This is a genomic window from Streptomyces humidus, assembly GCF_014649655.1.
GTDB lineage: Bacteria > Actinomycetota > Actinomycetes > Streptomycetales > Streptomycetaceae > Streptomyces > Streptomyces humidus.
The window spans coordinates 75,611-101,516 of sequence record NZ_BMTL01000032.1; the positions used below are offsets into that span (position 1 = coordinate 75,611).

The 25,906-nt window shown below is 72.4% G+C and carries 20 protein-coding genes; 4 read left to right on the top strand and 16 right to left on the bottom strand.

The features are described 5' to 3' along the window. Positions 1–26: 26 nt before the first annotated feature. From IE239_RS31430 to IE239_RS31495, 14 genes are all read right to left on the bottom strand, one after another. Positions 27–2,675 (bottom strand): SpoIIE family protein phosphatase, encoded by a 2,649-nt coding sequence (locus IE239_RS31430; RefSeq protein WP_190152834.1) that lies wholly within the window; start codon positions 2,673–2,675, stop codon positions 27–29. A gap of 271 nt (positions 2,676–2,946) precedes the next feature. Next, a complete protein-coding gene (locus IE239_RS31435; RefSeq protein WP_190152835.1) occupies positions 2,947–3,375 on the bottom strand; it encodes an ATP-binding protein in 429 nt (142 codons plus the stop codon). Between the two features lie 196 nt (positions 3,376–3,571). Beyond that, entirely contained in the window at positions 3,572–3,982 is a 411-nt protein-coding gene (locus IE239_RS31440; protein WP_190152836.1) for a (deoxy)nucleoside triphosphate pyrophosphohydrolase, read from the bottom strand. A gap of 114 nt (positions 3,983–4,096) precedes the next feature. Then, on the bottom strand, positions 4,097–4,351 hold the full coding sequence (locus IE239_RS31445) for a hypothetical protein (RefSeq protein WP_190152837.1): 255 nt from the start codon (positions 4,349–4,351) through the stop codon (positions 4,097–4,099). Between the two features lie 547 nt (positions 4,352–4,898). Further along, positions 4,899–5,651, bottom strand: a complete 753-nt coding sequence (locus IE239_RS31450; RefSeq protein ID WP_190152838.1) for a GntR family transcriptional regulator — start codon at positions 5,649–5,651, stop codon at positions 4,899–4,901. 147 nt (positions 5,652–5,798) lie between these two features. Beyond that, positions 5,799–7,124, bottom strand: coding sequence for a DUF4190 domain-containing protein (locus IE239_RS31455; RefSeq protein WP_190152839.1), 1,326 nt, complete (start codon positions 7,122–7,124; stop codon positions 5,799–5,801). Positions 7,125–7,452: 328 nt separating this feature from the next. Next, entirely contained in the window at positions 7,453–9,132 is a 1,680-nt protein-coding gene (locus IE239_RS31460; protein WP_190152840.1) for an ABC transporter substrate-binding protein, read from the bottom strand. Between the two features lie 325 nt (positions 9,133–9,457). Beyond that, positions 9,458–10,366, bottom strand: coding sequence for an ABC transporter ATP-binding protein (locus tag IE239_RS31465; RefSeq protein ID WP_308435438.1), 909 nt, complete (start codon positions 10,364–10,366; stop codon positions 9,458–9,460). Continuing rightward, positions 10,363–11,217 (bottom strand): ABC transporter ATP-binding protein, encoded by an 855-nt coding sequence (locus tag IE239_RS31470; RefSeq protein ID WP_190152841.1) that lies wholly within the window; start codon positions 11,215–11,217, stop codon positions 10,363–10,365. The genes IE239_RS31465 and IE239_RS31470 overlap by 4 nt, the downstream gene beginning before the upstream one ends. Further along, positions 11,214–12,071: an ABC transporter permease gene (locus IE239_RS31475; RefSeq protein WP_190152842.1), complete on the bottom strand. Its 858-nt coding sequence runs from the start codon at positions 12,069–12,071 to the stop codon at positions 11,214–11,216. The genes IE239_RS31470 and IE239_RS31475 overlap by 4 nt, the downstream gene beginning before the upstream one ends. Further along, the gene (locus tag IE239_RS31480; RefSeq protein ID WP_229878426.1) at positions 12,068–13,066 is read right to left on the bottom strand and encodes an ABC transporter permease; all 999 of its coding nucleotides are present in this window, start codon (positions 13,064–13,066) and stop codon (positions 12,068–12,070) included. The genes IE239_RS31475 and IE239_RS31480 overlap by 4 nt, the downstream gene beginning before the upstream one ends. A gap of 136 nt (positions 13,067–13,202) precedes the next feature. Next, a complete protein-coding gene (locus IE239_RS31485) occupies positions 13,203–14,855 on the bottom strand; it encodes an amidohydrolase (protein ID WP_190152843.1) in 1,653 nt (550 codons plus the stop codon). Between the two features lie 40 nt (positions 14,856–14,895). Beyond that, complete coding sequence (locus IE239_RS31490; protein ID WP_190152844.1) at positions 14,896–16,377, bottom strand: amidase family protein; 1,482 nt, start codon at positions 16,375–16,377, stop codon at positions 14,896–14,898. A gap of 105 nt (positions 16,378–16,482) precedes the next feature. Continuing rightward, positions 16,483–17,943 carry a benzaldehyde dehydrogenase gene (locus tag IE239_RS31495; RefSeq protein WP_190152845.1) on the bottom strand — a complete coding sequence of 487 codons (1,461 nt, stop codon included), beginning with the start codon at positions 17,941–17,943 and terminating at the stop codon, positions 16,483–16,485. Between the two features lie 212 nt (positions 17,944–18,155). On the opposite strand from IE239_RS31495, the gene IE239_RS31500 reads away from it, so the two are divergent. The 3 genes from IE239_RS31500 (at position 18,156) to IE239_RS31510 (ending at position 21,473) form a co-directional block, all read left to right on the top strand. Then, the gene (locus tag IE239_RS31500) at positions 18,156–19,646 is read left to right on the top strand and encodes an aldehyde dehydrogenase family protein (RefSeq protein WP_190152846.1); all 1,491 of its coding nucleotides are present in this window, start codon (positions 18,156–18,158) and stop codon (positions 19,644–19,646) included. Between the two features lie 110 nt (positions 19,647–19,756). Then, complete coding sequence (locus IE239_RS31505; protein ID WP_190152847.1) at positions 19,757–20,386, top strand: nuclear transport factor 2 family protein; 630 nt, start codon at positions 19,757–19,759, stop codon at positions 20,384–20,386. Between the two features lie 238 nt (positions 20,387–20,624). Then, on the top strand, positions 20,625–21,473 hold the full coding sequence (locus IE239_RS31510) for an IclR family transcriptional regulator (protein ID WP_190152848.1): 849 nt from the start codon (positions 20,625–20,627) through the stop codon (positions 21,471–21,473). A 28-nt stretch (positions 21,474–21,501) separates the two neighbouring features. Here IE239_RS31510 and IE239_RS31515 read toward each other — a convergent pair whose 3' ends face one another. Both IE239_RS31515 and IE239_RS31520 read right to left on the bottom strand, forming a co-directional pair. Then, entirely contained in the window at positions 21,502–23,004 is a 1,503-nt protein-coding gene (locus IE239_RS31515) for an alpha/beta hydrolase domain-containing protein (RefSeq protein WP_190152849.1), read from the bottom strand. A gap of 4 nt (positions 23,005–23,008) precedes the next feature. After that, on the bottom strand, positions 23,009–24,481 hold the full coding sequence (locus IE239_RS31520; RefSeq protein ID WP_190152850.1) for a carotenoid oxygenase family protein: 1,473 nt from the start codon (positions 24,479–24,481) through the stop codon (positions 23,009–23,011). A gap of 243 nt (positions 24,482–24,724) precedes the next feature. Here IE239_RS31520 and IE239_RS31525 point away from each other — a divergent pair, with 243 nt between their 5' ends. Further along, the gene (locus IE239_RS31525; protein ID WP_229878427.1) at positions 24,725–25,810 is read left to right on the top strand and encodes an amidohydrolase family protein; all 1,086 of its coding nucleotides are present in this window, start codon (positions 24,725–24,727) and stop codon (positions 25,808–25,810) included. Positions 25,811–25,906 lie beyond the last annotated feature (96 nt).

Here is a 25,906-nt window from a genome sequence, read left to right on the forward strand (position 1 = left end):
AGCGCGTCGGAGACGAGCACAGCGCGTCAGAACAGGCTCAGCAGGGCTTCCGCCGGGTCCGTCAGGGTCGTCTCGCCGTCGGGCAGGGGCAGTTCGAACCACACCGTCTTGCCCCGCGGGGTGCGGCGCGAGCCCCAGGCCGCCGAGAGCAGCCCCACCAGCTGGAGTCCCCGGCCGCCCTCGTCGGTGTCCCGGGCGCGGCGGCGACGCGGCTGGACGAGGCCCGCGTCCCAGACCTCGCACACCAGGGTGCGGTCCAGCAGCAGCCGGAGTCTGATCTCCCCCTCGCCGTAGCGCAGGGCGTTGGTGACCAGTTCGCTGACCAGCAGTTCCGTCGTGTCGACGAGGGCTTCCAGGTCCCAGGACAGCAACTGGCCCCGCGCGTACTCCCGCGCCCGGCCCACGCTGCGCGGCTCGCGCGGCAGCGTCCAGTCGCCGACCGAGCCCGCGGGCAGACCCTGCACCCGTGCCATCAGCAACGCGATGTCGTCCTCGCCGTGGTGCGAGTCGAGGGTGTTGAGGACGTGGTCGCAGACGTCCTCCAGCGGCAGCGTGGGGTCGGTGAGCGCCCCGACGAACGCGTTGAGCCCCTCGTCCAGGGGATGGTCGCGGGATTCGACCAGTCCGTCCGTGTACAGCGCCAGCAGCGCGCCCTCGGGGAGGTCGACCTCCACCTCCTCGAAGGGTTCGCCGCCCACGCCGAGCGGCATGCCCGGCGGCACGTCGAGCATCAGGGCCGGTTCGCCCGGCTCGACGAGGACCGGGGGCAGATGGCCCGCGTTGGCGAAGGTGCAGCGCCGGGTCACGGAGTCGTAGACCGCGTACACGCAGGTCGCCAGGTACACCTCGGAGAGGTCGGCCTCGCGGGGGCGGCGGGCGGCCCGGGTGGCCTGCTGGACGCCGCCCGGGGTGCCGAGCCCGCGCGCGATCTCGTCCAGCGCGGAGAGCACCTCGGCCGGTTCGAGGTCGAGCAGGGCCAGCGTCCGCACGGCCGTGCGCAGTTCGCCCATCGCGACCGCCGCCCGCAGGCCACGGCCCATCACGTCGCCCACCACGAGCGCCGTGCGGTGGCCGGGCAGTTCGATGACGTCGAACCAGTCGCCGCCGACCTCGCTGGGGCGGCCCATGGAGACGTTGCCGGGGAGGTAGCGGCAGGCGATGTCCAGGCCCGACGCCACCGGGTCGCCGGGCGGCAGCAGCGACCGCTGCAGTATCAACGCCCGTTCGTGCTCGCGCCGGTACAGGCGGGCGTTGTCGATGCAGACCGCAGCCCGCGCCGCGAGTTCCACGGCCAGATCGCGGTCCCGGTCGCCGAACGGCTCGCTGCCCTTGGTCCGCGAGAACTGCGCGAGGCCGACGACGGTGTCGTGGGCGACCATCGGGACGGCGAGGGTGGTCTGCACGAGGCCGCCCTCCTCGCCGGGGATGCTCTGCGAGCGGGCGGTGCGCAGGGCGTCCGCGCAGGGCGAGTTGAACGGGAAGTGGTGGACCGCGCCGACCGCGACGGGCGCGCCCGCGCCGGGGAAGGGAGCGTCGGAGACGGCGGAGGAGAAGGCGACCCGGCGCAGTTGCGCGCTGCCGTCGGCGAGGCCGGGCGGGGTCTCGTCTCCGGTCAGGAGCCCCTGGTAGAGGTCCACGGTGGCCAGGTCGCAGAAGCCGGGCACGACCACGTCGAGGAGTTCCCGCGCGGTCGTCTCCAGGTCGAGGGAGTTCCCTATGCGGGCTCCCGCGTCGTTCAGGAGGGCGAGATTGCGCCGTGCGGCGGCGGCCTCGCGGGCGGCGGCGCGGCGGGCGGTGATGTCGGTGCCGAGCCAGGCGATGCCGATGGGCCGGCCGCTGCCGCTGTGCACCCGGTACAGGTTGATCGACCAGTGCCGGCGTTCGTCGGAGCCGGGCACGAACCCGGTGACGTGCATGTCCGTGATGGAGTCGCCGGTCTCCAGCACCCGGCGCAGGGTGGCGCTGACGCGCTCGGCCTCGGGCCGGGGCAGGTAGTCGTGGACGCCCTTGCCGTGGTGTTCGTCGGGGGTGCCGCCGAAGATGGAGGCGAACCGGCGGTTGGCCCGGCGGACCCGCAGGTCGGGGTCGATCAGCAGGAAGCCGAACGGGGATTGACCGAAAATCGCCTTCGAGGCGGCGAGGTCGGTCTCGATGCTGCGGAGCGTGCGGACGTCGACGACGATGCACACGGCGGCCTTCTCGCCGTCCAGCGTGCGCGTCGGCATGACGTAGACCTCGGCGAGGCCCCTCTCGCCGCGTCCGCCGCCGGGCACCGGCTCGGGCATCCGAAAGGGGACCACACCGGTCCACTCCCGCCCGTCCAGGATCTCGGCCATCTTTCGCTGTCCGCGTTCGCGCAGGTCGGGGTCGACGAACGCGTCGATGGGGTCCATGCCGACGGCTCGCTCGGCGGGGATGCCGAAGATCTGCTCGGCGCGCAGACTCCACTGGTCGACGAGGCCGTCGGGGCCGATCGAGAACGAGGCGACCCTGATGTAGTCGTAGATCGAACCGGGCGGGCTGCTCTGCCACATGGCGTCACCGGGCGCCGCCGCTTCGCCCTCCCCGCCGGCGGCGCCGCGCACGGCGTCGGCGGCGAGCGCGCCCGCGGCCCTCGCCCTCGCGCGGCCCGACGGGTCCTCGGACTCCGTGGCCTTCGCTGGTATCTCGCTCACGCGAACCGTCCCCTCCAGCTCACCGCGTCCGGCACCGGTCACCGGCGGCGGCTGCCCGCAGTATCCAGCACTACGGGTCCGCACGACACGGTGTTCACGATCACAGCACGGTCCAGGCGTTTTTTGGCCCGTCCCGCGACAACACTTCCAGTCTTCTAACCAGCGGGCACGTGGTCGAATCACACCTTCCGGCACCGGTCGTGGACCGGCGCCGGACAGGCGGCGGCGGGAACCCCGCCGTACACCGGGGTCATCCCCGCATCACGCCCCGTCAACCCGGCACCGCGAGCTCGAACCACACCGTTTTCCCGGCGGCTCCGGGCCGGGTGCCCCAGCGGCGCGCGGCGGAGGCCACGAGCTGAAGCCCGCGCCCGCTCTCGTCGTCGGGCAGGGCGACCCGCTCGCGCGGCGGGTCGGGCAGCGGGTCGGACACCTCGACCAGGAGCACGCCCTCCAGGCGCGCGGGGCGCACCAGACGGACGCCGATGGGACCGGTCGCGTGCCGGAGGGCGTTGGTCACCAACTCGCTGACCAGCAGAGCCGCGATGTCACCCAAGCCGTCGAGGTCCCAGTGGCGCAGCTGGTTCCTGACGGCTCGGCGGGCGGTGCGCACCGCACCGGGCTCCGCGGGAAACGACCACTCGGCCCGGTCGCCCTCGGTGTCGATCACGCCGATCACTTCCCAGCCCAGCGAGTACACCCATGTCCGATTTCATGGGGTTAATGGGCACATACCCGATACTCAGAGGCCAGTATCGCTCGACAGGGCGCACAGTGGCACGGACGGCGTACAACCCGCGACCGCTCCGCCCGCCGACGCGCCCCGCTGACACACCTCCGCCGTCGTGCCTCCGCCGTCGTGCCTCCGCCGACGCGCCTGCCCCGGGGGCCCTGACTCAGCGCGCGCCGGAGGCGAGTCCGGCAAGCGTCGCGCGCACCGCCGGCACGTCCTGGTCGAGCCAGTCGACGTCCCAGACCTCGTCCGGGGCGAGCCAGCGCAGCGCGTCATGATCCTGGAGCGGCTCGGGGGCGGCCGAGCCGGGCCGGAGCCGGGCGGTCCACACCTGGAGGACGTAGGGCGGCCTCAGGGGCCACTCCCCCGGGACCGGTTCGACGGTCTCCGCCTCGACGCCGAGTTCCTCGCGCAGTTCGCGCACGAGCGCCGCCTCGGGCCCCTCCCCGGGCTCGACCTTGCCGCCGGGCAATTCCCAGCGTCCGGCGAGTTCCGGGGGCGCGCTGCGGCGCGCGGCGAGCAGGCGGCCGTCGTCGAGCAGGGCGGCTCCCACCACCACGATCCGTTCCGTCATGCGGCGGAGCCTACGGGACCGACGCCGGGTCCGGGCCGGGGCCGAGACCGGCGCCCGGTGCGGGCGGGGAGTGACGCCCGGTGCGGGCCGGGTCCGGGCCGGGTACGGGTCAGTTCAGGGTGCGTCGCCGTTCTGGGCCTGCGCCTGCGGCTGTGTCTGGGGCTGATGCGCGGTCGGGGAGTGGCGTGACGACGGCCCCTGCTGGCCCACGCGCTCGACCCAGTAGAGCTGCTTGTGTCCGCGGCCGTCGAGGCTGTCCGCGATCTCCTGGGCCTCGGCCCGGGTCGCGTACCTGCCCACGCGGTAGCGGTTGCCGTTGTCGTCCTGCCGTATGACGAGCCAGGGCAGAGAGGTCGTGCTGTCGTTCATCACGCCGCCCGCCCCCTTCCCGTCCCGGCCGGGCCGGATCCTGTCCGCGGCGCGCCGCGCGTCCCGCCTGCCAAGGAAACCGCAATCCGCATATGCCCGAGCGTACGCCTTACCTTTACGCACCGAACACGACTTTGCACAAAGAGGTACGCAACCAGCCAAGACGCAGGGGGCGCACGAGACCGAACGCGCCGTACGTACGACGCAACGCGTCCGGTCGGCGGCGTTCCGGGCGCGCACCGGGCGACCTGCGGGAACGATCGGAAACGACCGGATTCCGACGCCCTGCGGCCGCGCCCCGGGCAGGCGAGTTCCGGAGGCAACTGCCGGAAGGGTGTGCGCCGCCCGACCGTATGCGCTACAGCACCTGCCCGCGCCCCCGCCTCCCCGGCCTCCCCTTACCCGGACCCGTGTCCTTACCCGCCCTCACACCCGCGTCCTTACCCGCCCTCGCGTCCGCACCCGCGTCCTCGCGCGGCCGGACGCGGCCTCGGGCGGCCCCCTCCGCCGCCCGGCCGCTCCGGCACGCGCCCCCGCTACGGGCCGGCTACTTCACCGGCAGGTGGTACGCGACCCGGTAGCGGTCGGCCGGGATCACCACGTCCGCCGTCTCGACCGGACGGCCCGACGCGCAGTACGTGCGCTGCACGACCAGGACCACGTGACCCGGGACGCCACCGAGGGCGAGGAGTTCCTCCGCGAGGCCGGGCCGCGCCCCCACCTCCTCGGTGACGTTGTCGACGATGACGTCGATGGCCCGCATCCGCTCGACGACTCCCATGCCGCCCAGGGGGCCCTCCTCGGGGAGCATCACCGGGGTGCGGCCGGTGACCGCGAGGGGCTCCCAGGAGGTCGAGAGCATCATCACCTCGCCGGACTCCCGGAAGACGTACTTCGTGCGCATCACGCGGTCGCCGGGCTGGATGCCGAGCCGCTCGGCGACGGCGACGCCCGCCTCCACCTGCTCGCTGCTGGACTCCCACGTCCCCCGGGAGTGTGCCTCGGCCTGCTCCTGACGGAACGGCGTGGCCCCGCTCACCGGGCGGTAGCCGGAGCGGGCGATCCGGCGGGGAACGGGCCGCTCGCGCACGTACGTCCCCGAACCGGAGCGGCCCTCGACGAGCCCCTCGGCCATCAGCACCTTGCGCGCCTCCAGGGCGACGGTGTCCGAGACGCCGTACTCCTCGCGGATTCTCGCCTGGGAAGGGAGGCGGGTGTGCGGTGGCAGCGATCCGTCGGCGATCTTCTTGCGGAGATCACCCGCGACACGCAGATACGCCGGCTGCTCACCGAATGTCACTGGCCACTCCCATCAGGTTGTACAGACAGCTACAGCCTGGCAACCGTGGGTTGGGCCGTGCAAGCAAAGGCCAGAGAACCACTCGATGTGATGACATCTGCCTGCGAAACGCTTTAGCCAGGCACTTTCTCCCCGCTGCGGACGCGATCACACATCGAGGCCGCTGTCGCTGTCGCTCCCGGCCCTGTCGCCGCCCCCGGTGTCGGAGCTCTCGCCGTAGGCGGGCGGCGTGGTGGCCAGGCCCAGAGCCTCGCGGGCGGTGACGGTGGTGGTGCCGTCGACATACCCGTAGGCGGTCTCGTAGTGCTCGTAGAATCCGTCGGCGTCGCCGGCCCTCGCGGCGGCCGCCCACTCCCTGCTCGCCGTGCGCATGTCCTTCACCAGGGCGGCGACCGGCCCCCGGGCCTTCGCGGACCAGGTGCGGGCCTTGAGCGCGACCGCCTGCTCGCCGGTGACGTCCCCGGCGTCCGCGGCCCACGTCCGGTCGGCCGTCAGGCTCCCCTCGGCGGAGTCCTCCGGCTCCTGGTAGAGAACCTCGTCGACGGCGGCCATCGCCTTGAGGAAGGCCAGCTGGTCGGCGTCGAGGGTCGTCTCGTCCGCGCGCAGCGATCCGGTCAGGGTGCCCTTGTCGTCCACGGGGCCGAAGACGCAGGTGATCTCCCGGTCCCCGAGGTCCCAGCTCCCCGAGGTGGGCGTGAGGTAGTAGACGTCCACCTCGTCGGTCAGCGCCCAGGGGTCCATCGCGTAGGCGTCCCGGAGCCGGTAGCACTTGTCGTCGGCCACCTGCGTGACGCGGTCGTCGCCCGGGAAGCTGCCGCCGGACAGCGGGACCGTCGCGAAGACCTCGGCGTCGTGCTCGCCCGAGCAGGGCACCTCGTCGACGTCGTAGACGTCCTCGTCGAACGTCCCGCCCGGCATGTCGAAGCAGTCGCCCTTGGCCAGCGAGAAGCCGGAGCGCGCGCCCGCGCCCTCCTTGAACCCCTGCCAGAAGTCGGACGCGCCGCCCGTGGCCAGTGCCAGGACCCAGAGCGCGAGCCCGGCGGAGGACAGGATCATGCCCGCGACCGCCATCCCCTTGCCGCGCTCGCCCCGCTTCCTGATCTGCGTCAGGGCGACGATCCCGAGGACCAGGCCCACGGCCGGCAGGAAGCAGAGGACGCCGAGCACGAGGGCGGCGATGGCCAGGCCGTTGACCGCCGGAGTCCGGCCGTAGGGGCTGTGTCCCTGCCCCCAGACCGGGTAGGGCCCGGCCCCGTAGGGGGCCTGCGCGTAGGGGGCCTGCGCGTAGGGGGCCTGCGCGTACGGGCCCGGGGATCCCGGAGGGCCCGGGTAGCCCTGCGGACCGTACGGCCCCCGCGCGTACGGGTCCTGCGGCGGGGCGAACGGATCCTGCGCGTGCGGGCCCGGCGGCGGTTGCGGAGGCTGGTACGGGTCCTGGGGCTGGTGAGGCTCTGGAGGCGGAGGTATGGACACGAGCACCGTGCTCCTGGTTCTGGCGGTTCAAGCGATCAGGCGGTTCAGACGGTTCAGGCGGTCATGCAGGGGCCAGGCCTCGCACGGACTACCGGTCGGGTGGTCCGGCGAGACGGCCGATCATGTGCTCCGGTCAGTCTGGCAGGGGATTCCGACAACGGATCCGAACCGGCGTGCGACAGATCCGCCCCGCTCATGGCCGGCGGTCGACGGGCCGACCTCAACGGCTCTGCCCGGTCGGCCAGTAGGCCGGCCGGGCAGAGCCGTTGAGGGGTCGTCAGAGGTGGGAAAGGGAGGAAATCCGCCTCACTCCTGAGTCAGTCCTGCGTCACTTGGTCGCTCCCAGTTGCTGCGCCCAGGGGTAGTACCAGTTCACGAAGGAGGCCGGCGGGCCCGTCACGCTGTTGTTCAGGTACAGGACATTGGCCACGTCCACCACGGGAATCCACGGCATCCGGTCGAACAGTCGCTTGTCGGCTTCGGCGAGCAGCCCGTCGCGTCTGCCCTCATCGCCTTCCGCGCCCGCCTGCTGGATCAGCTTGCTCGCCGCGCCGTCCGCGAACTGCGAGTAGTTCGAGGGGTCCTCGGGGTTCGCCCACACCGAGAACAGCGCCTGCGGGTCGGCGACGGGGAGGCTCCACTGCGAGCCGAAGGCGTCGGCGCCGGTGCCGCGCCAGCCCTGCGGACCGGAGAAGAGCTCGTAGAACTGCCCGACGGTCACGGGCTTGTAGACCGCGTCGAGGCCGATCTTCCGCGCCGCCTCGGCGACGGCCTGCAGGGTCTGGGTGAGGGAGTCGCTGATGGCGGGAGCTCCCGCGAGGACGATCTTCCCCTTGGGAGATCCCGCCTCCTTGACGAGCTTCCTGGCCTGCGCGATCTCCTCGGGGCTTCCTCCGGCGCCCTCGCTCCTCGTCGCCTTGACCGGCCCGTACACGTCGGCGGGAAGCATGCTGCGGGAGGCGACCGCGGCGCCGCCGAAGGCGGTGCGGGCGACCGCGGTCCTGTTCAGCGCCAGGAACAGGGCCTGCCGGATACGCGGGTCCCGCAGCGGGCCGCTCTTCGCCGTGGGGACGAGGTAGAACGACAGCAGGGACTTGCCGTAGTACACCTTGCCGTGCTCGCCGAGCCTGCCGAGGGCGGAGGCCGGCGGCTGGTACATGCCCTCGATCCCGCCGCCGGTGAGCGCACGGGTCTGCGAGCTGTCGCCCTGAAGGAAGCTGAACACCACCTGACGGGTTTTGGCCGTGACGCCGCGCCAGTAGTGCTCGTTGCGCTCGAGCGTCAGGCTGGACCCCGTCTTCCAGGACTTGAACGTGTACGGCCCGGAGCACATGGGCGGAACGCTCGGCTTGCCGTAATCGGGGTGAGCGGTGGAGTACCGCGCCTGAACCACGGCGCCGGCGAACGTCGCCATCATCTTCCGGAAGAGGAGATCGGGGCGCGTCAGGTCGACGGTGACCTCACGGGGCCCGGTCGCCCTGATGCCGCTGACGGCGGCGAAGTACTGGTTGTAGTCGGGCGCCTGCTGGGCCGAGGGATGCCAGGCACGGTTCAGGCTGAAGGCCGCGTCGGCGCCGGTGACCGGCTGTCCGTCCCAGAAGCGGGCCTTGGCGTCGATGGAGTACACCAGCCGCTTCCCGCCGTCCTCGACCTTCAGCGACGCGAGGCCGTCGCTGATCGAGAAGTCGGGGTTCAGCGTCTGCAGGCTCTCGCACATGTTGGCCAGGACCTCGTTGACCCCGTAGTTGTTCGCCTGCTGGGGGTCCAGGGTGGTGGGTTCGAGGATGAGGTTCCAGTGGGCGGTGTCGAGGTTTCCGGCGGCCCCGGGGGTGGTGGTGGCCCAGCCCTTGCTGCTCGGGGCCTTCTCTGCGGTGGTGGTCCCGCCGCCGCAGGCGGTGACGAGGGCGAGGGCGGCCGCCACAGCCGCGACCTGGACGGTCCGCCGCCGCTGTGTGTCGGACGGCGTGTGGTGGCGGGCGCGACGTGAAGGACCGAGCGGGAGCGACATGAGAGATCCCTTTCGAGGAGGTCGGCCGACGAGGGCGGGCGCGGTGTCCGGCCCGGACGCGGGCGCCGAGGCGTCATATTCAGCCATCCCGCGGTCACGGGCTCTGGCGCGAGGGGAGGCGATTCTGCGGTGTGGAAGATGCGTCCGGAGGAACGGTCGTCGGCGCGGTCGCGGGCGTCTGCCGCGAGGCGGCCGGCACGGCGAGGGGCCTCGCCGGGCCGGCCGGCACGCGTGCGGACAGAGGAGGAGGGACGTCGACGTCGGTGAGCCGACGAGGAGCGCGGGGTGCGAGGTGCGAGGTGCGGGGGTGGAGGGCCCGGCGGCGTCAGGCCGGGACCGTCGGGCTGTCGTCCGCGGGACGGCGGGCCGGTTTCCAGCCAGGCCGGGGAACGGAGTCGCGCAGGAGACGGGTGTAGGGGTGCTCCGGGTGGTCCAGGACCTCCCCGGCGGGCCCGTGCTCCACGACGCGCCCGGACTTCATGACCAGGACGTCGTCGGCGATCTGCCGCACCACCGCCAGGTCGTGGGTGACGAACAGGTAGCTGACGTCCGTCTGCTCCTGGACGTCCGCCAGCAGGTTGAGGACCTGCGCCTGGACGAGCACGTCGAGCGCGGCGACGGCCTCGTCCAGGACGATCGCGCGCGGGTTCGTGGCGAGCGCGCGGGCGATGCACACGCGCTGCCGCTGGCCGCCCGACAGTTCGCGGGGCAGGGCGTCGAGCAGGTTGTGGGCCAGCCGCACCATGTCGAACAGCTCGGCCGTCCGGGCTCTGCCGTCCTGACGGCCGAGGTCGAAGTGGTGCCGCAGGACCTCCTCGACGGCGGCGCCCACGCTCTGACGGGGATCGAGGGAGCGGTAGGGGTTCTGGAAGACCATCTGGATCACCCGGGCGTGGGCCCGCCGGTCGCGGGTCCGCATCCGCCGCGGCTGCGCCCTGCCGAAGAACTCGACGGACCCGCTCGTCGGCGGCTCGAGTCCCATGATCATCCTGGCCAGGGTGGTCTTGCCGGACCCCGACTCACCGACGACGGCGAGCGTGGAACCGCCCGCAAGGGCGAAGGAGACCCCGTCCACCGCGACGACCGGCTGTCCGGCGTTCAGGAGACCACGGGGCTGGAAGGTCTTGCGCAGGTCCCGGACCTGCAGGACGGGGGCGGCCGCGTCCCCGGGGCCGGCGGCCGATTCCCGTGGTCCGTGCGATTCCCCTGGTCCGTGCGATTCCTGACTGATCACTGGGCGGCCCAGCCTTCCTCGAACGCGCCGGCCGGGACCGCCGGCAGCCGGTGGCGGCGTCGCGTGATGTCCGGGCGGCAGGCGAGCAGCGCTTCGGTGTACGGGTGTGCGATCTTGCCGCCGTGCAGTCGGTCCGGCGTCAGCTCCTCGACGATCCGGCCCTTGTACATCACCAGGATGCGGTCGCACAGGGCCCCGACGAGTTCGATGTCGTGCGTGATGAAGATCAGCGACGTGCCGCTCTCGCGCCGCAGATCGGTGATCAGGGCGGCGACCTCGGCCTGCGTCGTGACGTCGAGTGCCGTCGTGGGCTCGTCCGCGAGCAGCAGGCGCGGACCGCGCAGGAGGGCTGCGGCGATCATCACGCGCTGCAGCATGCCGCCGGAGAGTTCGTGCGGGTAACAGCCGAGGATCCGCGCCGGATCGTCGATGCGCACCTGGTGGAGCAGTTCCAGGGCGCGGGCGGCGGCGACGCGCCGTTGCTCCGGGCCGTCCTTGCGGTAGGTCTCGGTGAGGAAGTCGCCGATGCGGTGCACCGGGTTGATCGCCGCGTGCGGATCCTGGAACACCATGCCGACGTCGTCGCGGCGCATGCGCATCAGCTCGCGGGGCGACATCGCGGGAACGGACCGTCCGTCGAGACGTATGTCGCCGTCGATCCTCGCGCCCGGCGGGTGCAGTGCGGCGACCGCCCGGATCGTCAGGGTCTTGCCGGAGCCCGACTCACCGACGATTCCGACGGCTTCCCCGGCGCCCACGGTGAACGAGACGCCGTGCAGGAGTTCCTGTCCCTGTGGATCCCGGCCGCCGACCGTCAGACGGAGGTCGTCCACTTCGAGCAGCGGGGTCATCGGCGGCCTCCGTCCCGTCGTTCGGACAGGAGGTCGCCGAGGCTGAGGAAGCACACGACGGCCAGGACGAGGACGATCCCGGAGTAGAGGGATTCCTGGGGGAAGCCGCGGACGATGCTGCCCTGTCCCGTGTTGATCATCGCGCCCCAGTCGGCGGTGGGGTCCTGCACGCCGAGGCCGAGGAACGATATGCCCGCCAGCTCGACCATCGCGTAGCCGAAGGACATGGTCACCTGGGCGACGATCACCGGCCACAGATTGGGCAGGACGTGACGGACGCACAGCCTGACCGGTCCGAATCCCTGGGTGTACAGGGCTTGTACGTACGGCTCGTTCACCTCGCGCAGCGCGGTGGAGCGGACGAGTCGTCCGATGGCCGGCACGAAGGCGATGGAGACGGCGAGCGCGGCCGAGAACAGCCCCGGGGACATGACCGTGACGAACAGCAGCGCCAGCAGCATCGAGGGGAAGGAGAACACCAGGTCGAAGAGGCGGCCGATGAGGGAGTCGACCCATCCCCGGTTCCAGGCGGCGAGGACGCCGAGGGCCGTTCCCACGGACGTGGCGATCAGGACGACCACGAGCGGGCCGAGCAGCGCGGTCCGTGAGCCGAACACCAGGCGTGAGAACAGGTCGCGGCCCGACGCGTCGGTGCCGAGCCAGTGCTGCGACGACGGGGGCTGCAGGACCGAGAGGACGTCTCCCGCGTTCGGATCCGCGGGGGCGATCAGCGGCGCGCAGAGGGGGAGGAGGACCAGCAGCACGGCGAACGCGCCGAAGCACCGGATCGCCACCGTGGCGCCGCCGCCGGAGCCGCGCAGGGGTCCGGTCCGGGCCGGCACCAGCGCGCTCACCGGGTGCCGCCGTCGCGGGTGCGCGGGTCGATGACGCCGTACAGGAGGTCGACGAGGGCGTTGACCACGAGGAATGCGGTGATGACCAGGATGCTCGTGCTCTGCACGACGGCGTAGTCCTTCCGTGTGATGGCCTGGACCAGCAGGGAGCCCACCCCGTCGAGGCCGAAGGCGTTCTCGACGATCACCGTCCCCGCGATGAGACCGGCGGCGACGATGCCGGTGATGGTGGTGATCGGCAGCAGCGCGTTGCGTATGACGTGCCGGCGCAGAACGGTCGGGGTGTCGAGTCCTCGCGCGAGGGCGGTGGTCACGTGGTCCCGGCGTTCCTCGTCCTTGACGGCGGCCCGGGTCACCCGGGCTATCGCGGCGCTGCTCGACAGGGCGAGCGTGACGGCGGGCAGGGTCAGGTGGTGAAGGCGTCCGAGCAGGCCGTCCCCGCTGCCGAAGACGGGAAACCAGTTGAGGTAGAGCGAGAACACCGTGATGAGGACGATCGCGATGACGTAGGTCGGTGTGGCCAGGGCCACCGACAGCAGGACGGAGATTCCCGTGTCGACCGTCCGGCCCGCGCGGGCCGAGACGAGTCCCGTCACGAATCCGAGGACGAGAACGAGGAGGCCTCCGTAGGCCACCAGCAGGGCGGTGGTGGGGATCCGGGCGGCGATCAGTGACGAGACGTCCTCCCGGAAGATGAACGAGGTGCCGAGGTCGCCGTGCAGGAGTCCGGTGATCCAGTGTCCGTACTGGACGAGGAGCGGCTGGTCGAAGTGGTACTGCGCGTTCAGGCGCCGGACCGCCTCCGCGTCTCCGGCCTTGTTGCCGAGCATGATGTCGACCGGGTTGCCCGGTGCGCGTTGCAGCGCCACGAAAATCAGGAAGCTCGCCGCGAGGAGCGTGAGCGCCATCTGGGCGAGGCGGCCCGCCCCTGCCACGAGCACCGCGGCCCACTGTCTGCGGGCGGAGCGCGGCAGACTGTGTTCGACGATCGCCAAGACTCCTCCTCTCCGTCGTTGCCCCGTGAACAATTGCTGCACCATAGGCGTTTTCCAGACATCGGACCGGCGCGAGGGCCGCCGATTCTGCGGCGCGGAAAGTCGCGTCGTCCGCACGCCGGCGGCGCCCCGGACGTCACCCGCGCCGGTGCACACACCGGCCGCCGAGCCAGGTGCCGACGACTGCCGTCCCGGCGATCTCGTGCCGTGGTCCCAGGAAGGGGTCACGGTCGAGGAGCACCAGGTCCGCGAGGTACCCGGGCTCGAGCCGGCCGGTCTGCCGCTCGCGGCCGTTGAGGCGGGCGACCCCGTGGGTGTAGGCGTCCCACGCCACGACCAGGGGGAGGCGCTGCCGCGGCAGGAACGGCTCGGCGTCGGCCGGCGCGTGCTCGGCCGTGCGGTTGACGGCGACATGCATGCCCTCCAGGGGACTGGCGCTGGTGACCGGCCAGTCGCTGCCGCCCGCCAGCGCGGCGCCGGCCTCGTGCAGGTCCAGGAACGGGTACTGGAGGTCCACGAGGGACGGGTCCAGGAACGGGATGGTCAGCTCTCTCATCTGCGGGTCGTAACGGGCCCAGAGCGGCTGGATGTTGGCGACCGCTCCGAGCCGGGCGAAACGCGGCACGTCCTCGGGCCGCACGATCTGCAGATGGGCCAGGTGATGGCGGATGCCCGAGTCGCCGTTGACCCGCCGCGCGTGGGCGACCGCGTCCAGGGCGTCCGTCACCGCCTGGTCCCCGATCGTGTGGAAATGCGCCTGGAAGCCGTGGGCGTCGACGGTGGCGACGACCTCCCCCAGCACCTCGCGGTCGATGAAGCTGAGTCCGTGGTTGGCGGTCTCGTGCCCGCAGCGGTCCCGGTACGGCCTGCTCAGCGAGGCGGTGAAGTTCTCCGGGATCCCGTCGATCATGATCTTGACCGCGTCGGCCCGGAACAGGTCGTCACCGGCCCGGTCACCGCCCCGGGCACGCTCCCGGCGGGCGACAAGGCCGGCGATCTGGTCGGGGCCACGGTCGCGGTCCCACCACAGGGCGCCGGTGACCCGCGCCTGCAGCGCGCCGTCGGCCTGCGCGTCCACATAGACGTCCATCGCGTCGAGGCCGGGGCCCATCTCGCGCAGGAGGGCGTCCTGCCACTGGGTGATCCCTTGGGCCAGGCAGTGCTCCTGGCCGCGCAGCAGTCCCTGGCGCAGACCATGGCGTGTGGGCGGTGGCGCCACCCTCGTCACCAGCTGCGCCGCGCCTTCGTGCAGCGTTCCCGCGGGGCTGCCGTCGGGGTCCCTCTCGATGCGGCCGTCGCGCGGATCGGCCGTGGTCGCGTCGACGCCGGCGATCTCGAGCGCGCGGGAGTTGGCCCACGCGCCGTGGTGGTCGCGGCTGCGCAGGAACACGGGCCGGTCGGGCACCAGGCGGTCGAGGAGACTCCTGTGCGGGGTGCCCCCGGGGAAGTGCGCCATGGTCCACCCCCCGCCGAGGATCCAGGGCTCGTCCGGATGGTCCGCGGCATAGGCCGCGATGACGTCCAGGCACTCCTCGGCGGACGTGCAGTGGTCCAGGTGGCACTGCCCGAGCTCCATGCCGCCCACGATCGGGTGCAGATGCGCGTCGCCGAAGGCCGGGCTGATCAGGCCGCCGTGCGCGTCGACGATCTCGGCGTCCGGGCCGGCCGCGTCGAGGACGTCCCTGTCGGTCCCGACGGCGACGACGCGCCCGTCCCGCACGGCCACGCCGCCGGGCCGGGTGCCGACTCCGGTGACATAGCGGCGGCCGTTGACGAAGGCGGTGCTCACAGGCTCTCCTCGGGGTCGGCAGCGGTTGCTGGTCGTGTGTTCACGCGGGTGTCCCGTCGAGCGGCGGCACGGCGTAGCCGCCCGCGCTCTCGGAGATCAGGCGGGCCGCGGCGATGGCGCTGCGGTCGCGGTAGGGAGCGGCGACGACCTGCATGCCGACCGGCAGCCCGTGCCGGTCGAGCCCCACGGGCGTGGAGACCGCGGGAAGGCCGAGCACGCCGACCGCGCCGCACCAGCGCGTCAGCGCCGGGCGCCACGGATGGCGTTCGCCGTTCAGCTCGAAGCGCCTGGCCGGGACCGGCTCGCTGTGATCGTGCGGAAGAGCGGTCGTCAGGACCGTGGGGGTGACGACGACGTCGTGGTCGTCGAACAGCCCCTGCCACGCCTGGAGCAGCATCAGACGCTCTCGGTGCAGGGCCAGCCATTCGCGGTGGGTGAGGCCCAGCGCGCGGTGGTGGAGTCCGGCCATGGGCGACTCCGTGCGCAGCAGCCGCATCGCGCCGCGCAGTTCCTGGAAGCCCGCGTCGCCGGCGCCCCCGCCGACGTCCGCCATGAACAGCAGCTCGAAGAGTTCCTCGAGCCGGTCGAGGCCGCCCGGCGGCCGCACTCCGTACGTGACACGGGCTCCGTCGGCCTCGAGGGCGCGACAGGCCGTGTGCAGCACCTCGCGTGTGGCCGGGTCGACCTCCGTCACGGGGTCGTCGAACCAGGCGAGCACGCGCAGTTCCCGGTGTGCCGTGAACGGGGCCCGGGGCAGGTGGGGTCGGAGCCCGCCGTGGTCGTCCCGGGGCGTGGTGAGGACGGTCAGGGCGAGGTCCAGATCGTCGGCGCCCCGGGCCAGCGGACCGCACACGGCGATGTCCGGCACGGTCAGGCCGGCGCCTTCGGGCTCGCCCGGATGCGGAACGGCGCCCTGCACGGGCACGACGCCCCAGGTCGGCTTCAGGCCGAAGACACCGCACCAGGCGGCCGGGATGCGGATGGAGCCGCCCATGTCGCTGCCGATGTCGAGCGCGGTCATCCCGGCCGCCACCGCCGCGGCCGAGCCGCCCGACGAGCCGCCCGTGGTGCGCTCGCGGTCCCAGGGGTTACGGGTGGTGCCGTGCAGGGAGTTGTAGGCCTGCCCGTCGGTGGCGAACTCGGGCAGGTTCGAGCGGCCGAAGACGATGGCGCCCGCGCCCCGCAGCCGGGCGACCGCCTCGGCGTCGTCCTCGGGCACGTAGTCCCGCAGGCTCTCGGATCCGTAGGTCGACAGGACGCCCCGGACCTTCTGGTCGTGCTTGACGGTGATCGGCAGACCGTGCAGGGGTCCCGTCGGGCCGCCCGCGTCGCGGATCTCGTCGGCCCGGCGGGCTTCGGCCAGGGCCCGGTCCGCGTCGAGGGTCACGATCGCGTTGACCCAGGGGCGGGCCTCGATCCGGTCCAGGTACGTCCGGAGCAGTTCGACGCTGGTGAACTCACCCCGTCGCAGGCCCGCAAGGGTCTGTGTCGCTGTCGCGAACTCGATCGGTCCCGTGTCCATGGATGGCGTCGCCTGCCTGCCGGGGTCGTCGGGGGGAGTCCCCGTGTCGGATGTGCCGGATATGCCGAATGTGACGGAGGTGCCGGACGTGCCGCGAGGGGTGTCTCAGAACGGGTAGGGGGCTATGTCGGCCCGTGCGGTGAGCCACTGCGTCTCCGTGAACGCCTCGATGTTGGCGGCGGCGCCTCCGAACCGGGCGCCGGTCCCCGAGGACGCGACGCCGCCGAAGGGCGCGTGGGCCTCGTCCGCGACCGTCTGCTCGTTGATGTGGACGATGCCGCTGGGCACCGCGTCCGCCACCCGCATCGCCGCCCCGGTCTCGCCGAGGATCCCCAGCGACAGTCCGTACTCCGTCGCGGCGGCAGCGGCGACGGCCTCGTCGACGTCCGAGACGGAACGCACCGGCGCCACCGGTCCGAAGATCTCCTCCGACCAGGCACGGTGCCCGTCCTGGACGTCCGCCAGCACGGTCGGGCGGTAGAACAGGCCGTCGTACTGTCCGCCGGTGAGAAGTTCGGCCCCGGCGCAGACGCTGTCCTGCACCACCTCGTGCACGCGGGTGCGCTGTTCCGCGTCGATGAGGGGGCCGAGGGCCACCTCCGAGGTGTGGGGATCTCCCACCGGCAGCCGCGACGCCTTGTCGGCCAGCAGCGCGAGGTACTGCTCGTACAACGACTCGTGGACGAGGTGCCGTCCGGTGGTCATGCAGATCTGCCCCTGGTGCAGGAACGAGCCGAACGCTCCCGCCGAGGCCGCCCGCTCCACGTCCGCGCCCGGGAGCACGATCAGCGCGCTGTTCCCGCCCAATTCGAGGTGGGTCCTCTTCAGGTGCTGGGCGCCCAGCGCGCCCACCCGCCGTCCGGCCGCGGTGGATCCGGTGAAGGAGACCACGCGTACCGGCGCGGCGGTCACCGCCGCCTCGCCGACGTCGGCGCCGCCCGGCAGGACCTGGAGCACGCCCGCCGGGAGGCCCGCCTCCTCGAAGATCCGGGCGAGGACCGCTCCGCCGCAGACGGCGGTGCGGGGATCGGGCTTGAGCAGCACGGCGTTGCCCAGCGCGAGGGCGGGCGCGACCGAGCGGATCGAGAGGACGAGGGGAAAGTTGAAGGGGGAGATCACGGACACGACACCCGCGGGCCGGCGTCGGGCGAGGCTCCACCGGCCGGCCGCGGAGGCCAGCACCTCCCCCGCGGGATGCGTGGGCAGGGCCGCCGCCTCGTAGCACTCCTGCGCCGCCGTGTGCACTTCGAGGTCGGCCTTGAGCCGTACCGAGCCCGCCTCACGGACCAGCCACCCGGCCACCTCGGCGGCGTGCTTGTTCCACAGGTCTCCGGCCCGGCGCAGGAGCGCGGCCCGCTCCTCCGGCGGCGTCGCCGCCCAGTCCCGCTGTGCCGCCGCGGCGATCTCCGCGGCACGGTGCACGTCCTGCGGCGCGGCGAGACCCACGGTGCCGAGGCTCTGTCCCGTGGCGGGCTCGACGACGTCGGCCCTGCCTCCGCCGCCCTCGCACCAGGTGTCCAGTCGGATGCGCGTCGACCACTGTCCGTCGTCGAGTAGTGATGCCATGCCTGCTCCTTGCGGGGAAACCGCCCCCCCGGGGGAGCGGTTGGACCGGGCGAGTCGTACGGGAGGCATCCTGTGCCGGTGGCCGGACGGCTGCGGAGGATGTGCCCGGGAAGTTCTGCCCGGCAGAAATCCGTGCCCCGGCCGGCGCCGGGCGCCGCCTCACCACCGTTGACTGACGCCGGTTCCCAACGCCGATCGCTTCGGAGGCAGCGGTGCACAGTGCGGCAGATACGACATGGACGGCTCAGGTCGTCAGCGCCGGCCGGAAGTACACGGCCGAGACGGCCCCGGTCGTGAACCCGGCGCGGACCGGCGAGATCGTCGGGACGTACGCGCTGGCCGGCTCACGGATCGTCGACGAGGTCGTCCGCAACGCCCAGGCCGCGGCGGCCGTCTGGGGCCCCCTGAGCGGAGCGGAGCGCGGACGGCTCCTGCACGCCGCCGCCGACACGCTGGAGCAGGACATGGCGTCCCGGGCCGAGCTCCTCACCCGCGAGCAGGGCAAGGTGCTGTGGGAGTCGCGGCTCGACGTCGGCGGGGCGCCCGCGTTGCTGCGCTACTACGCCGGCGTCGCACCGGCCGTGGACGAGGAGACCGTCGTGCGCGACGCACGCGGCACCACGGTGATCCGGCGACTGCCCATGGGCCCCACGGTGGTGATCGTCCCCTGGAACTACCCCGTCTACCTGTGCATGATGGCGCTGGCCCCGGCCCTGGCGGCCGGCAACCCGGTGATCGTCAAGCCGTCCGAGTTCGCCCCGCTCGCGCTGACCGAGACCCTTCGGCTGCTCGCCTCGACGCTCCCGGACGGCGTCGTGAACGTGGTGCCCGGCCTCGGCAGCGAGGCCGGAGCCGCCCTGGTCTCCCACCCCGGCGTCCGCAAGGTCCTGTTCACCGGCGGTACGGAGAGCGGCCGTGCCGTGCTGCGCGGCGCCGCCCGGAACATCACGAGCGTGAGCCTCGAGCTCGGCGGCAACGACCCCGCGATCGTCCTGGACACCGCCGCGGTGGACGACCGGCTGATCCGGGAGATCCGCCGCTCGGTGTACACGTGCGCGGGCCAGGTGTGCTTCAACATCAAGCGGCTGTACGTCCAGCGCGGTGTGTACGACGAGTTCGTCGACGCGTTCCGGCAGGCCGTCGACGAGATCGTCGTCGGCGACGGTCTCGACCCGGCGAGCACGATCGGGCCGCTGAACAACGAGCGGCAGCTCGCGTCGGTGACCGCTCTCCTGGAGGCCACCCGTGGGGCCGGCGCCCGGGTCGACGTACTCGGACGCGCCGCGGACGACGCCGACTGGGACCAGGGCTACTTCATGCTCCCGAGCGTCGTCACCGGCCTGCCCCACGACTCGGCCCTCGTCTCCCGCGAGCAGTTCGGGCCGACCGTGCCGGTCGTCCCGTTCGACGACGTCGAGGACGCGGTGCGGATGGCCAACGACACCGAGTACGGCCTCGCGGCCTCCGTGTGGAGCGAGGACACCGAGCACGCCCTGGCCGTGGGCCGCGGTATCGCCGCGGGTTCGGTCTTCGTCAACTCCCACCGCGTCGGCAGCTCTGACATGACGATGCCCTTCGGCGGGATGAAGCACAGTGGCCTGGGCCGCAACCATGGGATGTGGGCGATCGACGAGTGCAGCGAGCTGCAGGCGCTGAGCCACCGGCCCGACACGTCGGCCTTCCCCGGGCCGCCCGTCCGGTGAGGCCCCCGGGCCGGACCGCACCCGGCCGTCACCCCGTCGGCGAACCCGCCCCCCCGGACGGTCACCCGTCGCCGGGGACCAGGAGAGACCGAAGAGAGCAGGAGAGGCACATGTCCCACACCGACCCGCACCAGCAGTCCGACAGCACGGCCCTGGAGGCGATGGTCCGCCGCAACGCCCTCCTGGAGAGCCGGATCCAGCGGCTGGAGGACATCGAGGAGATCAAGAGCCTGCACCGGCGCTACATCCGCAAGCTGGCGGACCGGGACTGGGAGGGCATGGCCGACTTCTTCACCGAGGACGCGGTCACGGACATCCGCTGGCACGGACGCACCGAGGGAAAGAAGCAGCTGGTCGAGGAGGTCTTCGATGAGCTGCACAGCCTGGTGAAGAGCGCGGACGGCTACGTCCTGTCGTCACCGGTCATCGAGCTCGCCGCGGGCGCGGTCCAGGCGTACGGCGAGTGGACCTGGCACCGTCACATCTGCGAGTTCCGCACCACCGGCGGCCTGATGCGCGTGTGGGGTCCCTGGCTCGAGGGCAGATACAAGTGCCATTACGAGCGGGTGGACGGCCGGTGGAAGTTCAAGGACATGTGGTTCCGTGTCGTGCTGCCGGACGCGGACCCGGGCCACGACGAGATGCAGGAACGCCTCGCCGTGGCCGGGACGCAGCCGCACCGGACCGGCACCGGCCTCATCCGGCGTGACCAGGACGCGCCGGGCGACGCCCGCCCCTGAGGAAGCGGCGTCCGGCCCGCCCGCCCGCCGTACCGGCCGAAGGCCACCGCACCGGACGTGCTCGGGGCTGTGCCCGGTGCGGCGAGCGGGGACGCCTCCCCCGCCGTCGAGGCGAGTGCCGGGGGACGGCGCCGGGCGTCGCCGGCAGGCGGGGCCTCCGCGACGGACCCCGGGGTGAAACGGCGAGAGGGGAGGCGACGTAGCCTTGACCAGCGGCGCGAACAGCTCGGAGGTGACCGTGACCGTCCAGCATGCGAGTGCCGGAGGGCAGGCAGGGCCGGACGGCGGTGAACTGCCCGCGTACCACATAGCCTCGGTGGGGCGCGCGCTCACTCTGCTGACCGCGTTCATCGAGCGCCCCCAGCTGACCGTGTCGGAGGCGGCCGACCTCCTGGGCGTGGCCCCCTCGACCGCCCACCGGCTGCTGCAGATGCTGCTCCACCACCGCTTCGTGGAACAGGGCGAGCGGCGGGTCTACGTGCGGGGGCCCGCCCTGGTGTCGCTGGCCGAGACCGCCGAGCGGGCGCCCGACGTCGCGTCCGTCGCACTGCCCCACCTGCAGCGCATCCGGGACGACCTGCGGGGCACCGCTCATCTGCTGGCGCTGGAAGGCAACGGCGCGCGTTTCGTGACGGGAGTCGAGTGGCGCGACGAGACCCGGATCGCGACCTCACGGGTGGGCTGGCTGTTGCCCGCGCACACCCTCGCCGGCGGCAAGGCCATGCTCGCGAAGCTGAGCCGTTCCCAGATCGAGTCGCTCTTCCCGGACGGCCTGCCGGTCACCCGCTACGCACGGGTCCGGACGCTGGCCCAGCTCCAGGCCGAGCTGGCGGACGTCCGGTCGCGGGGATACGCCCGCAGCCGGGAAGCCCACGAGAACGTCACCGCCATCGGCGTCGCGCTGCATCTGCCGCCGGGCACGGGACCCATGTCCCTGTCGGTCGCCTGGTCCGACACCCGGTTCCCCAACAGGCAGGAGCACCACGTCGTGGACGCCCTCCAGGCTGCCGTCCACAAGATCTCTCTCGAGCTCGCCCAGTGGGACGGCGGGTCCGGTCGGACGGACCCGCCGGCCCCACGGTGCTGAGCTTCGGCAGCCCGCTTCCCGGCGCCTGTCAGAAGCGCCCGGCGCAGCGGCAGAAGTCCTCCACCGCGTCGGCGACGTCCTCGGGCAGGTAGCAGCCCCGGTCGGCCAGCAGCCGTGCCCGCTCGCCGGCCAGCCGCCGCAGCCGCTGCGGGCTGGTGTAGCGCCGTGCCAGTTCCGCCGGTCCGAAGGGCTCGCGGTGCCAGGTCCCGATGGTCGTCGGCCCGTCGGACGCGCGCAGGGAACGGGCGACGGGCAGGTCGGCCTCCAGATGGCGCATGCCGCCCAGGGCATACCCGTCCGCGTCCCTCAGCGCGTATGTCCCGGCGTGGTCGAGCCCGTCCGGGTCGAGCCGGCTGCCGGGGCGGGCCATGACGGCGATCGGATCGATCCGGGGCGCCGCCACACCGTCCGCCCAGCGCAGCAGGTTCTCCACGGCGGCCGCGAGGAGGTACACGGAGGACCCGTGCCGCAGCGGGGCCGCCGCCTCGACGTCCTCGGGCGCCTCGGCGTCACCGGAGGGGGCGGCGGCTCGGTTCCCGTCTGCGTGACCGTGCGCGTGACTCTGCGCGTGATCGGCGGCACGCAGCGAGTCGTCGAGCAGTCCGGACTCGTGACCGCGCCCCGGCACCTGGTAACAGCGGTAGAGGTCGCCGGGGACGTCACTGTCGGGGCGCTGGTGCCACAGGTGATGGAGCGCCTCGTCCTCGCTCATCAGCTCCATGACCGGGACCCGCGAACCGCGTACGGTCCTGCGGGCGTCGTCCATCGGCAGCTGCTCGAGCCGCCCTCCCACGGGCCGCAGATCGGCGTCGAAGTCCATCTCGCCGTGCCGGTCCACGTTGACGTAGCCCATCGGACCGAAGCCGCCGCTGGACACCCCGATGAGGAAGGCGTCCACCACCGTGCGGCCCCTCTCGGCGCAGTGCAGCTCGTGCAGCCCCTCGGAGAGATAGGTCCGCAGGAACGAGCCGGACTGCGACCAGCCGGTCGCCAGGATCCGGGCCGGCTCGCGCAGGCCGGGCAGGAGGCCGCCGCCGTGCGGTGACCGCAGCGTCGCCGCGAGGGAGCCGAGCAGGTCCCACACGGCCCCGTCGTGCGGGAGCGACAGGTCGCCGTACCGCTCCGGCGCCATCCGGCGCAACGCCTCGACCGTGACGTTCTTGCACGTCATGCCGACGTAGGCGTCGCCACGTCGGATCAGGTGGCCGGCCAGGTCCGGCCAGTACATGGGGAAGTCGTGGCCCGTCGACGGATTGAGCAGCTCGACGTGCACGCGACCGCTGAAGGCCTCGTCGGTCACCGGCCGCACCACCAGCACCCGCGTGGTGCAGTGGGCCGTGCCGGTGGTCGCCGGAGGCCGGGCCGCTCCGTCGGCGTACAGGCGGGCGACGCCGGAGACCGCGTACTCGAACACGTCGTATCCGTGGTCGCCGAGCCGGTCGTGCGGTGCGACGGGCCAGCGCGCCGGGGACAGGAAGGCGGCGTCGCGGGCCCCGTCCAGCGGGACCGCCCGCAGCGTGCTCAACGGCATGGTGTCACTCCTCACTGCCGGCGCGGGGGCGGGCGATGTCCTCGCTGTCCAGCCAGGTTCCGTGCAGGCCGTTCCGCAGCCGGAGGGGCAGGCGGACGGTGGCGAGAGGCTCGCCGTCCACGTTCTCCGCGTCCAGGATCAGCAGGTCCGACCGCATCTCCGCATACCGGTTGACCAGGGCCATGATGTAGCCCTCGCCCTCGCCTGCGGCGCCCCGGCGCGGAACGAACAGCGGTTCCTGGGTGGCGGACGTGTCGCCCACGTAGTGGGTGGCCGTCGTCCCGGTGGCGAGGTCCACCCTGCCGATCAGATCGAACCGCATGCCGCTGGCGCTCGCCGGCATGGTGGGGTCCGGGACACCGCTCTGCATGCTCATGTACCCGTACCGGTACGAACGGGTCGCGCGTCGCTCGTCGATGCGGGGGAACTCTCCCGGCACGTCCGACAGCCGTGTCTGGGTGAAGTCGTCGGTCGCGCGCCGCAGGTCGAGCGTCCAGCGGGACATGTACGGTGTCGCGGCCTCGGGGTCGAACGGGGCTCCGTTGATCTCGGGGAAGAACGGGAAGACGACGCTGTCGCCGACCGACATGTCGATGTGGATGCGGCCGTCCTCCTCGAAGGCGTTCATGGTGTGCGAGGCGAAGCGCGGATCCCCCACGAACCACCGCACGTCCGCAGTGGGATCCCGGCGCGGCAGCACTCCCAGGTAGACCGGCTGCGACGGGTCCCACGCGAAGTGGGGCAGGCCGTCCTTGAGCCGCTGGAGGTCGCTGACGAGCGGCACGACGGGAAACACCACGTGGTTCTCGGTCACCGCGAAGTCGTGGACCATGCTGCTGTAGGGCGCGGTCAGCCACCGTTCGAAGACGACCTTCCCGTCCGCGTCGGCCTCGTAGTACGCGATGTCCGCGGTCGTCTCCCCCTTGGCCGCGTAGCCGAAGAAGACCAGCGTGCCGGTGTCGGCGTCCACCTTCGGGTGCGCCGTCGCCGTGGCGCTCGTCAGCGCGCCCTCGTAGTCCCAGGGGCCGATGGTCCTCAGGGTCAGCGGGTCGATCTCGACGGGGTGACTGTCCTCCTTCAGCGCCAGCATGCGGCCCGCGTGCCACAACAGGTTGGTGTTCGCCGTGCCGCGGCTGAGCCCGCGCACCCTCGGATCGTCCGTGAAGGGGTTGCGGTACGCCCCGAACAGCGCGCGTCCCGCCTCACGCTCGGCCAGGAACTTCGGTGTGCGGACCCACCGGCACGTGAAGTCGACCCGGCCGTCCTCGAAGCGGAACACGCTGACCATGCCGTCGCCGTTGAGGAAGATGTCGTCGCCGAGCAACGGGGGGAACTGCGGGTCGGGCCCGACGCGGTAGTAGGCGCCGTCGAGATCGGCAGGGACTTCGCCCTGCACCACCTCCAGGTCGCGGATGTCGGCTTCGAAGCGCCCGGGGGCCTGGAAGCCGCGGAACGTGGGAACGTCGGGGAATTTCATCGTCTCCGTCCTTCGGGTGACTGCGACCGCACCCTAGGCACGCGCCGGAGAGCCCCCGCCGGTCTTCCACCGCCGTTCCGCAGACCAGAAAGCCGCGCGTGCCCGAACAGCCGGAACCCGGGCCTGTGGCTGGATACGCGGCAGCAGCAAGAGGCACAGCGTTCGTCACCGGCCGCCCTCACGGGCACGGCCCGGACACCGTGTGACATGCCAGCACCCGGACCTCACCCACACAGGAGAGACGTGTCCAGTTCCTCGCCCTCGGCACCCTCACAGCCCTCGGACGGCAGCCACCTGCGGATCGCGACGGAGGAGGCGTACGCGCCCCGAGCCGTGATCGACGAATACCGTCGGCTGCTCGACACCGACGGAGGCGACGCGGGGTTCCGCAGCCTGTGGAGCTACTACCTGCTCAACCGGACCGCGCACACCGACCTCTTCCGCTCGCGGATCACCGACCTCGGCGACCGCCGGCTCTCCGACATGGCGGACCTGGGGATCGATCACCAGGTGCTCTCGCTCGTCACTCCGGGCGTGGAACTGTTCGAGCTTCCGCTGGCGCGGGAACTCGCCGCCCTGACCAACGAGAACATCGCGCAGGCGTGCCGGCAGCACCCGGCGCAGTTCAGCGGTCTCGCCGCCGTCGCCCTGCAGGACGTCGGGTTCTCCGTGCGAGAGCTCCGCCGGGCAGTCCGGGAGCTCGGGCTGAAAGGCGTGATCGTCAACTCGCACACGCGGGGCGAGTACCTGGACGCGCCGAAGTTCGAGGAGTTCTGGGCGACCGCCGCGGAACTCGACGTGCCGGTGTATCTGCACCCCAACACCCCGAGCGACCCGCTGATCGGCCCGCTGCTGGACTCCGGCCTCGACGGGGCGATCTTCGGCTTCGGGGTGGAGACCGGCATGCACCTGATCCGGATCATCTTCTCGGGGGTGTTCGACCGCCATCCGAACCTGCGTCTGGTGGTGGGCCATCTCGGCGAGGCGCTGCCGTTCTGGGCCTCCCGGATCGACCACTTCCACGACGTCCAGGACAGGACCGGACGCTACCCCTGGCGTCCGTCCCTGAAGCAGCCGCCGAGCCACTACCTGCGCACCAACATCTGGCTGACCACGAGCGGCATGGCCTGCGAACCGGCGATCATGTTCGCCCGCCAGGTGGTCGGCGCCGACCGGGTCCTCTACGCCATGGACTACCCGTTCCAGGTCTCCGCCGACGAGGTCGAGGTGCACGAGCGGCTGCCCGTCACGGACGCCGAGAAGCGGACCCTGTTCGAGACCGCCGCCCGGGGCGTGTTCGGGCTGCGGCCGGATCCGCGTCGTCCATGACGACCCCCGAGGGGCTCCCGAGAGGCTCTCGGGGGCTGAAGGGGGCTGAAGGGGGCTGAAGGGGGGTGAAGGGGGCTGTCGAAGGAGGGCTGGTCG

Coding starts and splice junctions, on each gene's coding strand:
- IE239_RS31460 (WP_190152840.1), bottom strand. CDS start 9,132: ATGTCGCTCCCGCTCGGTCCTTCACGTCGCGCCCGCCACCACACGCCG.
- IE239_RS31470 (WP_190152841.1), bottom strand. CDS start 11,217: ATGACCCCGCTGCTCGAAGTGGACGACCTCCGTCTGACGGTCGGCGGC.
- IE239_RS31490 (WP_190152844.1), bottom strand. CDS start 16,377: ATGGACACGGGACCGATCGAGTTCGCGACAGCGACACAGACCCTTGCG.
- IE239_RS31515 (WP_190152849.1), bottom strand. CDS start 23,004: ATGCCGTTGAGCACGCTGCGGGCGGTCCCGCTGGACGGGGCCCGCGAC.
- IE239_RS31505 (WP_190152847.1), top strand. CDS start 19,757: ATGTCCCACACCGACCCGCACCAGCAGTCCGACAGCACGGCCCTGGAG.
- IE239_RS31445 (WP_190152837.1), bottom strand. CDS start 4,351: ATGAACGACAGCACGACCTCTCTGCCCTGGCTCGTCATACGGCAGGAC.
- IE239_RS31495 (WP_190152845.1), bottom strand. CDS start 17,943: ATGGCATCACTACTCGACGACGGACAGTGGTCGACGCGCATCCGACTG.
- IE239_RS31440 (WP_190152836.1), bottom strand. CDS start 3,982: ATGACGGAACGGATCGTGGTGGTGGGAGCCGCCCTGCTCGACGACGGC.
- IE239_RS31520 (WP_190152850.1), bottom strand. CDS start 24,481: ATGAAATTCCCCGACGTTCCCACGTTCCGCGGCTTCCAGGCCCCCGGG.